10 protein-coding genes are annotated in these 16,120 nt (G+C 53.4%); 2 read left to right on the top strand and 8 right to left on the bottom strand.

What is annotated here, in order from left to right; genetic code table 11:
• Nucleotides 1-204 precede the first annotated feature (204 nt).
• On the top strand, nt 205-1,110 hold the full coding sequence (locus tag PBOR_RS02375) for an ArsR/SmtB family transcription factor (protein WP_042210259.1): 906 nt from the start codon (nt 205-207) through the stop codon (nt 1,108-1,110).
• A 5-nt stretch (nt 1,111-1,115) separates the two neighbouring features.
• Complete coding sequence (locus tag PBOR_RS02370; RefSeq protein ID WP_042210258.1) at nt 1,116-2,366, top strand: MFS transporter; 1,251 nt, start codon at nt 1,116-1,118, stop codon at nt 2,364-2,366.
• 451 nt (nt 2,367-2,817) lie between these two features.
• Here the strand turns inward: PBOR_RS02370 and PBOR_RS02365 are convergent, their stop codons facing one another.
• The 8 genes from PBOR_RS02365 to PBOR_RS02325 form a co-directional block, all read right to left on the bottom strand.
• The gene (locus PBOR_RS02365; protein ID WP_042210256.1) at nt 2,818-3,456 is read right to left on the bottom strand and encodes a histidine phosphatase family protein; all 639 of its coding nucleotides are present in this window, start codon (nt 3,454-3,456) and stop codon (nt 2,818-2,820) included.
• Between the two features lie 101 nt (nt 3,457-3,557).
• Nucleotides 3,558-4,361, bottom strand: coding sequence for an AAC(3) family N-acetyltransferase (locus tag PBOR_RS02360; protein WP_042210255.1), 804 nt, complete (start codon nt 4,359-4,361; stop codon nt 3,558-3,560).
• Nucleotides 4,362-4,400: 39 nt separating this feature from the next.
• Nucleotides 4,401-5,984, bottom strand: coding sequence for a response regulator transcription factor (locus PBOR_RS02355; protein WP_042210254.1), 1,584 nt, complete (start codon nt 5,982-5,984; stop codon nt 4,401-4,403).
• Nucleotides 5,985-5,986: 2 nt separating this feature from the next.
• Complete coding sequence (locus PBOR_RS02350; RefSeq protein ID WP_042210253.1) at nt 5,987-7,876, bottom strand: cache domain-containing sensor histidine kinase; 1,890 nt, start codon at nt 7,874-7,876, stop codon at nt 5,987-5,989.
• Nucleotides 7,877-7,971: 95 nt separating this feature from the next.
• A complete protein-coding gene (locus tag PBOR_RS02345; protein ID WP_042210252.1) occupies nt 7,972-9,672 on the bottom strand; it encodes a type 2 periplasmic-binding domain-containing protein in 1,701 nt (566 codons plus the stop codon).
• A gap of 102 nt (nt 9,673-9,774) precedes the next feature.
• Complete coding sequence (locus PBOR_RS02340; RefSeq protein WP_042210251.1) at nt 9,775-10,665, bottom strand: carbohydrate ABC transporter permease; 891 nt, start codon at nt 10,663-10,665, stop codon at nt 9,775-9,777.
• Between the two features lie 18 nt (nt 10,666-10,683).
• Nucleotides 10,684-11,673 carry an ABC transporter permease gene (locus tag PBOR_RS02335; RefSeq protein ID WP_042210250.1) on the bottom strand — a complete coding sequence of 330 codons (990 nt, stop codon included), beginning with the start codon at nt 11,671-11,673 and terminating at the stop codon, nt 10,684-10,686.
• A gap of 1,084 nt (nt 11,674-12,757) precedes the next feature.
• A complete protein-coding gene (locus PBOR_RS02325) occupies nt 12,758-15,985 on the bottom strand; it encodes a hypothetical protein (RefSeq protein WP_042210248.1) in 3,228 nt (1,075 codons plus the stop codon).
• Between the last annotated feature and the right edge of the window lie 135 nt (nt 15,986-16,120).

The following is a 16,120-nucleotide window of genomic DNA, read 5'->3' as shown; positions in this document are numbered from 1 at the left end:
CCTTTTTTATACGGGGATGATTACTTCGCCAGCTCGCTAAAAAATTTTAGAGTCTAATAAAAACAGCCATTGCATTAGGAATTAAGTTCGTTTATCATAAAACATATAATCAGTTCTATATTTGTAGAACAAAATTTAAAATAACTTCACTTAGCCAGTCTATCGCTTCTGTAATATCACTGAATTAGAAAGCAGGGAAACCATATGGAATACAAGGTAATGGTCGATTTCGCGCCAATCTATGAGTGCATCGCCAGCTTGAATGCTTTTATCGGCAAGCAGAACCACAATGCTATGGACGCCGGGATCTCCTGGATTCGCGACGTACAGAGCCGCTTCGCCCCCGTAATGCTCCAGAAAATGAAAGAAGTAATGAAGCTCACCGATAATTTCAGTCTGTCTCCTTACGTATGGAGCTGCCCGGAAGACCGTTCAGTGGGGGGATTTCTGGACTGGTTTGATGCGTTAGCCCCGGGTGATCTCTATGAAATTGCCGGCCGCTTCGGGCAGACCGTCCCCTCCAACCTGGCCGAACTGCGAAGCTCTGCCGCTGAAGTCATCAGAGCCTGGGATACGGGGTATTTCAGCAGCATCGATCCGGCCATAATGGAAGGGCTTCAGCAGGAGGCTGCGGCAAGGGCGGCGCTGCTGAACGGCTCGAATGATATGGAGGTGTACGAGACGGCCACAGCAGGCATGCGGCTATACCCTTCAGAAACCCTGAAGCAGGTCATTATTACCCCGCAATATCATGCCCGGCCTCTTGTAACCTCCACACTCTTTGATGAATTTATGTTCACCAGCTACTCCTGTGATATCCTTCCTCCGGAAGAAGGGCGGCCCGCACCGGCTCTGCTGCGGCTTACCCGTGCACTGTCGGATGAGACACGGTTGTTCATACTCCGTCTGCTTACCGGCAAGCAGCTGAATTTCACTGAGATTGTGAAGGAGGTCGGCCTGTCCAAAAGCACGATCCACTACCATCTGATCGCACTGCGGGCGGCGGGTCTGGTCATCGTTCATACTGCCAGTAAAAACACGTCCTACAGCCTGCGCCTTGAGGCGCTGAACGGCCTGCCCGGACGAATCGAGGAATATCTGGAGGGGTGATTACTATGCAAAAGCGCAGCTATTACGGGTTGCTATCCACGATTTCTTTGAGCGCCTTCGGCGATGCCTTTGGATTGCTTGCGATGGAATGGCTTGTCTATGAGATGACAGGCTCCAAGCTGGCTATGGGTGCACTTGCCCTCAGCTCCATGATTCCCGAGCAGGCACTCCGCCTGCTCGGCTCGCCATTGTCCGACAGGCTGCCCCGCGTCCGGTTCATGGCCTGCCTCGCATCGCTGCGTCTGCTGGCCCTCCTGCTGCCGCTGGGCATGGGGCTCGCCGGCCACCTGCAGCTGTGGCATTTGTTCGCTGCCGCCAGTCTCAGCGGAGCCTGCTCCGCGCTGTTCATGCCAACCGCAATGGCTGTGATTCCCGGCATCGCAGACACCAGCAAGCTGATGCGCGCCTTCGCCATCATCGACGGCTGCAAGGGTGCCGCCGCACTCCTCGGCCCGGCACTTGCCGGCGTGTTGACCGCGGCCAGCGGGGCCTTGCCGGCGCTCGGCATCAATGCCGTTTGTTATACGGCAGCTATAGCCACTCTGCTGTTGCTGCCCCGGATGGGTAAGCCCGCAGCCGCTCCTGCCGGCAGCTTCTCGGCATCCGTCTATCTGCGGGAGGTGGCCGAGGGCTTCTCGTTCTACCGGCAGTTCCCCGCCATGCTGACGATCATGATGATGGCCGCCGTCAGCAATCTGAGCTCCATTGCCGTGTGGACCCTCATGGTCCCTTATGTCCGCGAGGTGCTGCACCGTGATGCGGCGGCGGTGGGCTCGCTGTCCACGGCTTCTGCACTTGGATACTTAACGGGGCTGGGCGTGATCTCCCTGATGGGCGAAATCAGGAAGCGGCGCATCGTGATGCTCGGCAGTCTAGGCTTGTCGGGTATCGTCACTATGGTGTGGGGCTTCATCCCCAGCTATTCTTTTGCCCTGTTTGCGGTATTCGCCGCCGGACTGCTGGGACCTTTCTTCGGTTCCTTAAGCTCCTCCCTGCATGGGCGGCTGGTTCCCGGCCATCTGCAGGGACGGGTGAACTCGGTCCGGTTCCTGATCGGAGGGAGCCTGTCACCGCTCGGCGCCCTGGCAGGCGGGGCGGTTGCCGAGCTCTATGGGGTGCCTGCTCTTTTGCTGGCCGCAGGAATTCTTCCTGCTCTATATGCAGGAGTGGCGCTGCGCTTGCCGGGACTGAAGGCGCTGGACGGGGACTTATCCGTGCTTGAACTAAGCACCCGGCAGAAAAGTGAAGTTGCCTAGACAAGCAATATACCTGTATGGATTGAACTCTGTTTTCTATAATTATGGCCTAGGATGCAATTGGCATTACATGAAAAGTTTGGATATTCGGCGGGCACTACAATTTTTGCTGGCTAGAAGTAGAATGTTGTAATTTCTGCAGGATTTTCACACAGAACGCGCCTTCCGAGGCGCATTGTTGTACTTTTTGCAAGATTTTCGCCGATTTGGTGAGTGTCAGAGCCAGGTTGTTGCATTTTATGCAGGATTATTGCTGAATCGCTGCTGACCAGAAGCAAATTGTTGTAATTTGTACAGCAATTCATCAGTCTGGACGGAGCTACAGGCAGCGTAAGCAGCTACTGCTTCCCCTGCGAAGCGGCAGGAAGCAGCATGCGCAACACGTCAAACAGGGCGAAGCCGTCATGCACATCACCCTGTCTCTCTTATGAATATTGCGGCTTGTCAAAGCTCAGGATTCCATCCCGCTCTCAGCGGTCTCGTAATGGCTGGTGTCGCCGTGGAGCACTATCTCGGGCACACCGTCCGTGATATCAATTCTGCACAGACAGGTAGGATAGATGTAAGGCAGATCCCATAGCTTGTTCATGGCTCTGCCCTCGAAATGAGCCATAAGCACCTTAATCACAACGGTATGCGTCACAATGAGCACCGTGCCGCCTGCGTGGAGGTCTACGATCTCACGCAGCTTGCCCAGCGCACGCTCCTGCACGGCTGCAAAGGTCTCGCTGCCCTCTACACTGAACTGCTCCGGGTCGCCCCAGAAGAACTGATGCTGCTCCGGATACTGCAGCTGAAGCTCCGCGGAATCACGGCCTTCCCAGACCCCCATGCCGATCTCCTTGAATTCATCACAGGCTGTAAGCGGCAAGTCCCGCTCCCCACGGATAATCTCTGCCGTCCGCAGCGCCCGGGGACTTGAGCTTGCGTACACCGCATCCAGCTCCACATGATGCATGCCCCGGCCCAGCCACTCTGCCTGCTGGACACCCAGCGGCGTAAGCTCCGAATCCTGATGACCCTGCATCCGCTTCTGCACATTCCATTCAGTCTGCCCGTGCCGGGTGATGTACACTGTTGTTGTAGTCATAGCTCCTGCTCCCCTTCATCCTCTATGTGCTTCGCTTTATCTGCAAGAAATTACTATACTTCACTCTAAGCTAATCTCAATAAATCCTGCCCATACAAGCCTTACGCCCGTTTGCGTTCCAGCCACTTGACCGCATAATCCACAATCTCCCGCTGCGGAATCAGCTGTGCCGCCGATGCGGCCACCAGGCCGCTGGCAATAAGCCCGGTCTCCCGGCCAAAGTCCGCGCCCAGCTCCGTGAAATCATCCGAGTTCCAGTTATAATCACTGAACTCCACCCATTGTCTGACACCGCCCACCATCATTGGGGCTGCAGCCATGACTTCCTGTTTCCCGGCATAGTCTGCCCGGTATTCCGCCAGATGCAGTGAGGTGTTATTAAGATTGTCTACGCCAAGGAGCAGCACGCTTCCTCCCAGCTCATAGATCCGGGCCAGCGGAGACTGCTCACCGAAGGCGTACTCCAGGCTATGCCCGTCAAGAATGAAGTCCCGGTGCTTCCCCCATGCGGCAAAAGAATCAATCGGATGGCTGCTGCGCCGGACGCCCTGCTGCTTGCGGAAGCAGTCGGGAATCACTCCCATCCCTCTAAGCGGGGTCAAGTCCGGATCATAAGCAGGCATATGCTCCCGGATGCCCGGCCACCAGGCCTCCGGCACCGGCGGGTTGCTCCAGCCTGACGGATCGGTCAGATCCGAGGATTGCGTCGGCATAACGAGCGTTCCTGCTTCGCCCAGCACCTTCTCCAGCGCCAGGATAACCGCAACCGGACCGCCTGCTACCCATTGCCCCAGTGATTTAAAGGAAGAATGCAGCAGCAAAGTCTTCCCTTCACGCACGCCCAGCTTCCGGAAGTCAGCGGCAAGTGTATCTACAGTAATCAGTGTTCCTTGTACTTCTTCCATTCCATTGCCTCCAGCTTCGAACCATCCATTGTTCGTATTTTAAGATTCCTTATCCTCCGCCTGGCCCGAATAACGTTCCATTAGCTGCTTCGCCCGGTACTCACCGGGAGAAATGCCCTCCAGCTCCTTAAAGACACGCGCGAATTGCTTGCTGTTCTCAAAACCTACCGCCTCAGAGACCCCGGCCAGCTTGACGGAGTTATCGGCCAGCATTTCCTTGGCGTGGCGGATACGGACTTTTTTGAGATACAGTACAAAGCTCTCCCCGGTATAAGCCTTGAAGGCTTCACTGAAATAAGAATAATTAAGCGACACATAATTGCTGACCATCGCCATATTCAGCGGACGGGCATAATTCGCTTCAATATACGCCAGCGCTTCTTCCATATCGGCATGCTCGGTATGAGCAGATCTTATTCCTATAATATAATCGTTCACACTAAGGAGCAAATGCTCCAGTGCCCGGTAATAGTCGTGGAAATTGCGGAAATTATACAGGTTGCCGACCGCGCGGTACAGCTTCAGCACTTCCACCGAGGCCTCTCCATGCACACGGAATACTTCATCCAGCACCCGTTCATTAATACTCCGCCCTACATTCTCCAGGTAATCCAAATCTAAGTGCAGCAAATGATCCGTCTGAAAAATAACACCAAGCAGTGTCTTGATCTCCTTCTCACGCTCGGTTCCCAGCATATTAAGCAGCTTGCGCAGCTCCTCTTCCGGTGAAGGGAAGCTCAGGCGCCCGGTGCGGATATCCTTATAGTCGACAAAGCTGGCCTGCGGGGACAGAAAAGTATACTGCAGCGCCCGGTAGGCCTCCATATAACAGGCACGGAACTGCTCTGGACTCCGGCTCTCACTGCTGATGCCGATGAGCAGCCTCTTAAGGTCTTTGGCCTCAGCCTTACCGGCCAGCTCCAGGAAGCTCTCCCCGTTCCCGACCAGTACAAGCTTCCCGTCCCAATCGGTCAGGATCTCCGTAAATTTCTGTTCCAGCGGCCCGATCAGCCGCTCCAGTACTCCCTGGACCTCTCCGTGCTTCATCCGCACGCCGTCCCGGTGATAATAATTCACTACTCCTACTGTAAAAGGAATCTGCAGCGCCGACAGCTCCTCCAGCTGTGCTGCCGATGCCTCTACCTCCCGCTGCATCAAAAGCCCCCGCAGACGGGCAACCCGCAGCTCACGGCGGTAGCCTTCCGCCTCCTGCTTCTGCCTGTGGCTGCTCGACTCCCGGTCCATTCCCTCCTTGCCGATCCGTTCGAGAATCTCAAACAGCTCTTCACGGCGGATCGGCTTCAGCAGATAATCCTTCACGCGGTAGCGGATCGCGCTTTTGGCATATTCGAAATCATCATGGCCGCTTAAGATAATGACAGCCGGAGGTTCCCCTTCGCCTGCTTCCGCCGACAACCGTTCCAGCAGCGTAATCCCATCCATAATCGGCATCCGGATATCCGTAATAATGACATCCTTCCGCTCCTGCTTGTACAGCTCCAGCGCTTCCGCGCCGTTGCCTGCCATCGTGATGCTGTAGACAGACGGATATTCCCGTTCGATCATCGCCTTCAGGCCTTGACGGATCATTTTTTCATCATCCACAATCAGCAGATTGGTCATAGCTAGTTATCCCCCGTCAATAGAACTTTGGGCAGTGACATGAACACAGTTGTCCATTTCCCTGCCTCGCTCTGCACTTCCAGCCCGTACTCCTCACCGTAGAACAGCTGCAGACGCTGATGCACATTGCGCAGTCCTACGCCTCCCGACTTATATCCGCCGCTGCTGGTTCCCGAAGGGTCAGCCCCCGGCTCCTCCTTGGCATATATCGCCTCATGCAGCTGGGCCAGCTGCTGCGGAGTCAGTCCGAGACCATTATCGCGCAGCGCGATGAAGATATCCCCTTCGGCCTCCGTAATATCAATCCGCACAACGCGGTCCGTGAGCTCTACCCCGTCCGCATTCCAGGCATGCTTCACACTGTTTTCAACAATCGGCTGCAGCGACATTTTGAGCACCTCCACTTCCAGATAAGCGCTGTCAATATTAAGCTCCAGTCCAATGGTATGTTCGAATCTTATATTCATAACCTCTATATAGTTCTGGATATGGCGGATCTCGTCTTTCAGCTTCACGTATTCACCCGTCCATTTGAAATTATAGCGCATCATGCCGCCAAGCCGGGTAAGCGCATCCGAGATCGTCCGCTGGTTCTCAATCTCTGCCAGCATTTTGATATTTTCCAGCGTATTGTAGAGGAAATGGGCATCAATCTGATTATGCAGCGTCCGCAGTTCAGCTTCCTTCGACAGCGCCTGCTTATGGACAGCCTGCGCCACCAGCGTGTTAATCGTATTCATCAGCTTGGAGAAATGATGGGCAAGCTCTCCGACTTCGCCGCCCCCGCTGACGCGGATGCTGCCATATGGCTCTCCCCGGCGGACTCTCTTCATCGTTTCTGTCAAACGGCGGAGATTCTTCAGGATGAATGCATTCAGTACATATGCTATTGCGGTGACCAGGAAGATGAAGCCAATATTGACCCCGATAATCAAATTACGGGTACGTGAGATATCCATCATCACGCCTTTCATCGAGACCACAGTGACCAGAGAAGCATTAATCTGCTCCAGCGGAGCCTGAATCAGCATGAAGGAATTCCCGTTCTCCTTATAATCCATCTGCCATTCACCGGTCTTCCGGAACGCAGCCAGCCGGTCTTTGATTGCCGCGTTAAGCCCTGAGTTGTTTTGCAGAAAAGAGTTGTCTGTCCGGGCAAACAGGTTCAGCTCATCATCCGCAAGAATCATCTGGGATTCATTATCCTGCACGGAGGTATACGTCTTCGGTGTAAATTTACTCAGCAGCATATCCACCTGAATCATCCCGATGTGATGTCCGGCAGGAATACTGATCTCGCGCAGCAGCGATACCTTGGGCTGGCCCTGCTCCACTTCCTCCGAGAACCGCAGCATCAAATCGATGTCAGAGTTCTGGAAGGCCCACATATTCCGCCCCTCCACCCGCAATGCCTTTTGAAACCAGGGTTCCATGGAGACCCGCGACTCGCGGAAAATAACCGGCCACAGTTCATACATATTATTGCTGCTGGAATACAGATACAGGTGCTCAATGTTCGGATTGTTAAACTGGATCTGGCTGAGATTCACAAAGCTGGTCGTATTGAAATCAATCAGCTCCCCAAGCGTCGGATCGCTCTCGTTGATAAGATAATTCTGCACTGTTTTATCCGAATAGGCCATTTGGGCCGCCCGTTCCATCGCCTCAATCTGATTGAGCACATGCAGCTTCTCCATTTGCAGCAGATAGCTGTTCTTCTCTATGGAATCACGCATATAGGTATTGTTAATCGCCTTGTACGAATAGAAGGACACCAGCAGACTGGGTCCCAGAATAATGAAGATATAAGCCACAACCAGCCGGCTTTGCAGTGATCTCCGTCCGAGCCAATAGCGGAAGGAATTCCATAATGCTCCTGTTCGTTCGCGCATGCTCACCTCTCCGTTATTGGCGAAACTTAAGCCTTATATCTTGAAAATAACCCAAAAGCCCGCAGTCAGCGGGCAATTGGGTCCTATAGTTAAGCTTACATTCCGAGTTTCTTTTTGTTCTCTTCATACTTGGTCTGGCGGTAAGCATCGAAGGTCGCTTGACCATCCTTCTCTTTTTTGGCGTTATAGTCAGTCCAGATCTTGTCGAATTCCGCATCGGATTCAGCCATAAGCAGCTTCGGCATGGTTTTGCCGCGCAGTTGTTTCAGCTTGGTGGCGATAATGCCTTCCGGTGAGTTACCGCTAGGATCAATCAGCTGGAATTCCGAAGTGTTGATCGATTTGCCTTTGGTCCAGTCTTCCAGTTGTTTATACGGCTCAACAGATTCTGGTTTCCACTGGTCGGTAATATTCGTATTCTGCATCATCCAGAAGGTGAATGAAGATCCATATTTCTTATCGAATGCTGCACGGTCTGTGTTCGCCAAAGTGAGTGCTTCAGGCAGGAATTGGTCTTTGCCATCAATTGTATCATAGCTGACCCCTTTTTCGCCCAGATAAAGATCCTTTTGGCCTTCTTCACTGTTCAGATAGCTGAGGAATTTAATTGCACGTTCTTTATCCTTAACATCCTTGGAGATCAGGGTAACCGTCCAGCCGGAGATCCCAGGGCCGTTCAGGGTAGGCGGATCCAGCTTGGTATTGGCTGGGCCGTCTACAGCAATGTAGACCTGGTCAGGATTTTTCTGGGAAATCGTTCCGAGCTGGGAAGCAAAGTCAGTACGTTGGTACAGCATTGCGAAATAGCGTCCTTGCACAATCTTTTCTTCCATTTGTGCACGCTTGTCGATGAAGATATCTTTTGCCAAGAGTCCATCCTGGTTAGCTTGACGGAGTGTCTTCATCCAGCGCACGTATTCAGGATCAGTTTCACGGTCATACACCTTGCCGTCTTTTTCCCAAGGGATAGCCAAGAAGTTCTGAATGTAGCCTTCCAGCGAGTCATTGCCGTTCTCGGTGAATTCATGCAAGCCGAGCGGAATCAGCGGCTGGCCGTTCACTTCAGGGAATTTCTCCTGTGCAGCTTTCAGCGCAGCCAGGAATCCTTCAGGCGTACGCATATCAGGGCTGCCAATGGCTTCATAAATATCTTTACGTACTACGAAAGTCTGGTTGGATACATAAGTATCACCATATTTCTCGTAATCGGCAGGAGATGAGGAAGAGTTAGGATAGCCGTATACGTTGCCGTCTGGTTGTGTGTACCAGCCCAGCTTATCTTTATCAGATACCTTGAAGAAGTAAGGGTCATATTCTTCAGCCAGCTTATTCAGCGGAAGAACCATTTCGCCTTCAACCATTTTCTTGATGGCATCTTCCCAGAAGCCGAGAGTGATGAAGTCCGGCAGCTTACCGGAAGCGATCATTGTGTTCAGCTTTTCGTTCTCATTTCCGGCAGGAACGATAAAGTTAACGTTTACACCGGTCTTTTTCGTAACATATTGCGAAGTTGGATCTACGCCCCATTTGTTGGCAAACCAGGCAAAGTTCAGATACCAGTCGAAGGTGATTGGTGAAGTGTCGCTCATCCAGCCTGGCTCATCGCCTGTTGCTGCCGGAGCTGTAGTTTCTGTTGCATTGGTTGCCGGTGCCTCTGTAGCTTCCGTAGCCGGCTTCTCCGTCGCTGTATTTCCGTTTGCGGCATTATTATTGCTTGAACAGCCCGCAGCCGAGAATGTCAACATTAGTCCCAAGAGCAGTAAGACCATTTTCTTTGGCTTATGTTTCATGCCCATGTTTTGTTTACCCCTTTTCTAGAAATTATTAATTATAAGCTCAACACCGTTGCCCGCAAGACATCCGGACACCGGAGGAGTTACCTTGTGGTTTGCAGATCATCAGCCCTTGATGGAGCCGATCATCATGCCCTTCACGAAATAGCGCTGCAGGAACGGATAGACGAACACGATTGGCAGCGTAGTGACAACCATGGTTGCCAGCTTGATGGACTGGGAAGTTACCGACCTTGTAGCCGCGCTGCCCTGGACAGCAACCATCATCGTATTGGAGCTGGACTGGGCCACGACCCGGAACAGATAGGTCTGAATCGGCTGCAGGTCTACATTGTTCACATAGATAATACCGGCAAAATAATCATTCCATTGATAGACGCCGTGGAACAGCGCAATGGTAGCAATAACCGGCATGGAGACCGGAAGCACGATCCGCAGTAAGATGGACCAGTCGTTGGCTCCGTCAATCCGCGCCGCCTCATCCAGACCGTCGGGAATCTCCCGGAAGAAGGTCATGAAGATGATGAGATCGAAGAAGCTGAACATTACGGGAATGATATAGACCATGAAGTTATCCAGTAAATGCAGATCGCGCATCAGCAGGAAGGTCGGAATCAGACCGCCGTTGAAGAACAGTGTAATGGTGCCGATCAGAATGTAGAGCTTGCCGCCAACCAGATCTTTGCGGGACAAGGCATAAGCTACCATCGCTGTGAAGAATACATGCAGAGCCACACCAATGACTGTCTTGAGTACGGTAACCCCCATCGCCAGCATAATCCCCGGACTTGCAAATACCGCATCGAAGTTCTTCAGGGTGAACATCCGCGGCCACCAGTAAATCCCGCCGAGCATGGCATCATTGCCGTCGTTGAAGGCGTTGACGAGCACATACCAGATTGGATACAGCGTCAGGAAGCAGATACAGAGCATAACCAGATTATTGACGATATCGAAAAAAGCTTCGCCTTTGGTTTTACGTTTGAGAGCAAACATATATAGGTCCTCCTTGTCCTAGAACAGCGACGTGTCGTTGATTTTTTTGGATACCTGATTGGCAATCAGCAGCAGAATCAGTGCAATGACCGCTTTGACCAGGGTGACCGCCGCAGAATAGGAGAAGCGGTTGGAGACAATACCTGTCTGATAGATATAGTAATCAATTACATTGGAAGTACTGTCGTTAAGCGAATTTCGCAGGACCAGAATCTGGTCGAAGTTCGAGTTCAGTACGCCGCTGACTGCCAGGACGAACAGGATGCTGATCGTGGCCCGGATGGCCGGCAGAGTGACAAACCACATTTTCTGGAAACGTCCTGCGCCGTCAATCGTTGCTGCTTCATACATTTCCGGAGACACACCGGCGATCGCCGCGAGGTAGATAATCGCTGACCAGCCAAGCTCCTTCCAAATGTCTGAGGTGATGATTATCGTCCAGAAATAACTCGGTTCAGCCAGGTAAGTGATCGGCTTGTCAATGAAATTCAGTGCAAGCAGAATATTATTGATAATCCCTACATCCGCGAGCCAGGTGGCCAGAATGCCGCCAAGGACAACCCAGGAGAGGAAATGCGGCAGATAAGAAATCGTCTGAATCGTCTTCTTGAATCGGATGGACCGTACTTCATTCAGAAACAGTGCGAATATGATCGGCAGCGGAAATCCGATAAGCAGCTTGATCAAGCTGATGCCGAGCGTATTACGGATGACATTCGGCAGATCCTCATCTGCGAACAGTTCCCTGAAATGCTCCAGACCCACCCAGGGGGCTTCGGCAATCGACTTGACGATATTATATTCCTTGAAGGAAATAATCAAGCCGTAGATCGGGATGTAGTTGAATATGATCATCCAGACTACCCCAAGCAGTGCCATGGTCTGCAGATGACGCTGGGCTACGAATCTCCTCCAGAGTGTTTTTTTGCGACCTGAACCGGTTTCGATTGAAGCCGGAATGAGCGGTTTCATCGCCGGATTGACTTCGGCGTTTCGTTTGTTCTCCATCGTATGGACCTCCAAAATACCCACTTTATTGTGTGAAGCGTTTTCATCTCTATGTATTTATTGTATGCGTTTTAGTTTATTGGCGTAAGGTCCCAGATTTCGTATTTGGGGGCTCATTTTTCGGCTTGGCTAAAAAACTCAACCGCCGCGGGACCTGGCCGCGGGAAAGCCTGAACTTGCACAGCTATTGACTCCTCCCGTTCCAAATCCCTTCCGCGCTTGCATGGGTGAGTGCTACACTGCCCGTTTAGGACAAATTCAAAGCTACTTATCCCTCTGGGTTGCTCCTTCCGCCTGTTTCTGGCGGATTGAGGGGCACTTCTGCTCCTCATTTCACCTTTCCGCCCACTCCTGGCGGATTCAAGGGCACTTCTGCTCCTCATTTCACCCTTTCCGCCCGCTTCCGGCGGATTCAGGGGCACTTCTGCTCCTCATTTCTCCTTCCCGCCCACTCCTGGCGGATTGAGGGGCACTTCTGCTCCTCATTTCCGCTTCCCGCCCGCTTTCGGCGAATTCAGGGGCACTTCTGCTCCTCATTTCCGCTTCCCGCCCGCTTTCGGCGGATTCAGGGGCACTTCTGCTCCTCATTTCTCCTTTCCGCCTACTTCTGGCGAATTCAGGGGCACTTCTGCTCCTCATTTCACCCTTTCCGCCCGCTTTCGGCGGATTCAGGGGCACTTCTGCTCCTCATTTCTCCTTCCCGCCCGCTTTCGGCGGATTCAGGGGCACTTCTGCTCCTCATTTCTCCTTCCCGCCCGCTTTCGGCGGATTCAGGGGCACTTCTGCTCCTCATTTCTCCTTCCCGCCCACTCTGGCGAATTCAGGGGCACTTCTGCCCCTCATTTCTCCTTCCCGCCCGCTTCTGGCGGAATCAGGGGCACTTCTGCCCCTCATTTCCGCTTCCCGCCCACTCCCCGCGGATTCAGGGGCACCTCTGCCCCTCATTTCCGCTTCCCGCCCACTCCCCGCGGATTCAGGTGCAATTCACTCTAATCCACCTAACCCCCGGCAGACAAAAGGAGGCCCAAATGGGCCTCCTCTCCTTTCTTCCTCTACCTCTATCTGCCGGAATTGCAGATTCTGATTATTCCATTACCGCACGGATGGCGGCAATCTCTCCACGGCGCAGCGCCTCGGCATCCGCACCGCGCAGCAGACCGCCGGCAATCACGCGCTCTTCTCCGCTCCGGAATACCAGCGTCAGATCCTGAATGACCGCCTTGCTGCCGCCGAAGGTATCGGCATGACGCGGATTATAATACGTTACTTCCGTACTGCCAAGCAGCGTGAAGGACAGATTGCCCTGCTCATCGAACAGCCAGCCGGGAAGTGCCGGCTCAAGCGCCAGGGTTAGCTCGCCGCCTTCCACAGAGAACAGCCGGCTGCCGGCCATCATCGTTCTCCACATGCTCAGGAACTCCGCCGTAGAGCCGCTCAGCCGGGCCACAAAACCTCTGCCATGCGTTGCAGGATCCGGATTGCCGCCCGTTGAGATGAACGAGGAATTCTCCAGTGTACTGCGTCCGTATACCTCGGGGTCAAGGAAGGGAATCAGCGAAGTCTTCAGCTCGCTGTAGAATTCGTCATACAGTCCGGCCTTCAGCAATTCAAGCAAATATTTGTACGACATATGCAGGAAGTTGGACTCCCGCTCCTGCCAGCCTGGTGTGAAGGCCCGGATCCGGCCGATATCATGTGATTCTTCTTCCAGCGAGACCGAAGTCCGGTACATTGATGTAACCGGATCAAAGAGACCGCTCTGTTTCACTTTGCTGTAAATTTCCTTGGCCGTTTCCTGGCTGTCCAGTGTTTTGAGCCAGCGGGCAGGGCCTTCCAGGAAATACGGCAGGGCAGAAGCCTCGAACTCCTCGACCCGGGCCTTCGGCAATCCATAGCCGCTGATGACCGGTTCTCCGGATTCATCCGTCACAGGCTGGAACCGCGTGGCCTCGAAGCGGAAATAAGTCGGAACCAGTCCGCCGCCAATCCCTACCGCACGCTCAATACCCTGATCTACCTTGCGCAGCCATTTACCCAGCGCCCCGCGGATAACCGCAAGGGAGATTTCTTCCGTCTCCCCTGTAATCCCGAAGCGGATATCCGCCCGGTAAGCCTCGCGCGCCGAAGCCACGCGGTCCCAATACGGGAATTGGGCCAGCGAACCGTCAAGCACTTCCGTTACCGCACGCTCCACCTGCTCCAGCAGCAGAGCCATCTCTGACGGAAGTATAACCGCTGAAGGAAGGTCAGCGCCGCTCTCCAGTGCTTCCAGCATGAACACTAGCATCCGCTTGAGCTCGAAGGTCTCGCTCATGCCGGAGCCAACCAGTCCCGGCAGCCCGTTCATGGCATCATTCCAGCCCGGCTTGTTGCCTTCCATCTCTATCCCCATGCCGTAAGGGTCAAGCGTGGCAAATTTATTCAGGGCAAGTGACAGCAGCTTCACAAACAGGCTGGTCCGGTAGATCTCCCCGTGCCCGCCTTGTGTGCGCAGCCACTGGGTATCACTGATCTTGCGCTTCAGTTGATGCAGCTTCTCTTCATCCTCCAGCAGCGCCCCGAATTGCCGGACCTGCCCGCCGCTGATTACATATTTCTCACTGCGCGGCATTACATAAGCCGGACTGTCGTAGAACGTATACGTCTCGTCACCGAACAGCAGCTCCGTCTGCCGTTCCGGATAAATATCCAGATAACCTTCCACCAGATCAAGATTATACGTCCAGTGGTCGGACCAGAAGCCCTCTCCGAAGGCAGCTTCAATATTCTGCTGCGACAGGGCAAGCACACCGCTGAGGAGCTCCTGCTCGCTGATTTTCAAAGTAATATTGTGATCCGCAATGTAGTTGATCAGGCTGCCCGGCGTGAAGCGTCCGGCCAGCAGCTTCTCAAATCCGGCATGATGCTCCGCCAGCGCCCCGGCAAGCCATGCTTTAAGCTTCTCTCCCTCACCGGGCAGAATTTCAAAGCTGGTTCCCTGCACGCTGAGCGGATTATAACCGTCGGCCTGAATCAGGCTATAGAACATCTTGATGTTGAAGCTGCCTACCTGCGGATGGAAGAACACATCGTTGCGGCGGTTCTGGTTCATATCGCGGAAATTCCCGTTGCCCTGTGAATAATATTCAGGCGCCAGCGAGAAGAAGTTATAATCCCGTTCCATATCGCCATGCTTGCGCGAGTATAGATGGACTACGTAGCCTTCAGCCCCGTTGTCAAAAATAAACGGATACCCCCCGCGCAGGAAGTTGTCGAGATAGGACTGCCGGCAATACGCATCGAACAGCGGCGAGGAGGTCCGGGTAGCAATATCCGCTGTTAAATCCTCGGTCAGACTGGCAGCTTCCAGAGCCTTGGCGGCAAAATAATCCTCGCGGCAGAGCTCAGCCGCCCTATGATTAATTCTGGCAATATCATTCACATGTCCAATAATGGTATTCAGCTTCAGGGAAGCCCCCGGCGCAAGCGTTCTGGCCGCGCCGCTGAATCCGCATGGCACCTTATTTACCGGATACTGTGCCTGTGCAAGCAGCTCCGTCAGCGGAAGCTCTGCGAAGCGGTCCGGATACGTCAGCGAAGTATTCCCGCCGAAAATTACTTCATAGTCTACAACCGGATACAGCTGCTCCCCTTCCGCCGTGGAGGAGAGGTAGAAGTGTCCGCTCTTGATTTCACTGACTTCCGCATCGTCATTCGTGCTAGAGCGCAGCTTGTAGAACGGAATTCCGTTCTCCAGGTTATACACATCCATCCAGCTGCGCAGCAGGTTGCCCATCTCCTTGTAGCCCCCGTTCGCTACGCCGAAGGGAAGAACCTCCGGAAGACCGTCCAGCAGCTCCAGCTCCAGCTCCGTCCCGCTGGTATTCTCGATCTCCACCCGCCGGATCAGCGCAGCATAGTCATCACCCGGCAGGTTGAAGTAATGGACCGTTGTCTTCAGTCCATGTCCTGTATGCGACTCCTCAATGGTCAGTCCGTTCGGCAGAATCGTCATGATCCGCTTGGCTGCAGGATCAGGGCGCGCCGACTGGAATGGCTCATAGATCTCCGCTGTACCTTTCAGCTTAATGAAGGTACGGAATCCGGTGGAGGCTACATTCTTGTAAGAAATATTGGCCGGGGAGAACTCCATGATCGGCGAATTTTTGTCCCGCACTCCGAAGCTGCTGATCCCTTGCCCGCGGTTCACATAGAACGTCCACATCGGGATCCCCTTCAGTCCGGCAAGTCCGGGCAGGAAGCTGGCGAACGGTTTGCCTTCATGGAACTGCTCAATTACAAATTTACCTGAATCGAAATAATAATTGCTCATAGTTACTCCTCCTAAAAATATCAGTATACGCCTACGCGGCTTCGCTTCAGCTACTGAGCTGTAGAAGCCTCCGCCTTAGGCTGAACTTTCTGATTGCAATTCCTGGGTGATTGTACTTTGTGCATTAGAATTTGT

Origin of the sequence: Paenibacillus borealis, from assembly GCF_000758665.1 — a bacterium.
GTDB classification, from domain to species: domain Bacteria; phylum Bacillota; class Bacilli; order Paenibacillales; family Paenibacillaceae; genus Paenibacillus_AQ; species Paenibacillus_AQ borealis.
This window is presented reverse-complemented; position numbering and strand designations above follow the sequence as displayed.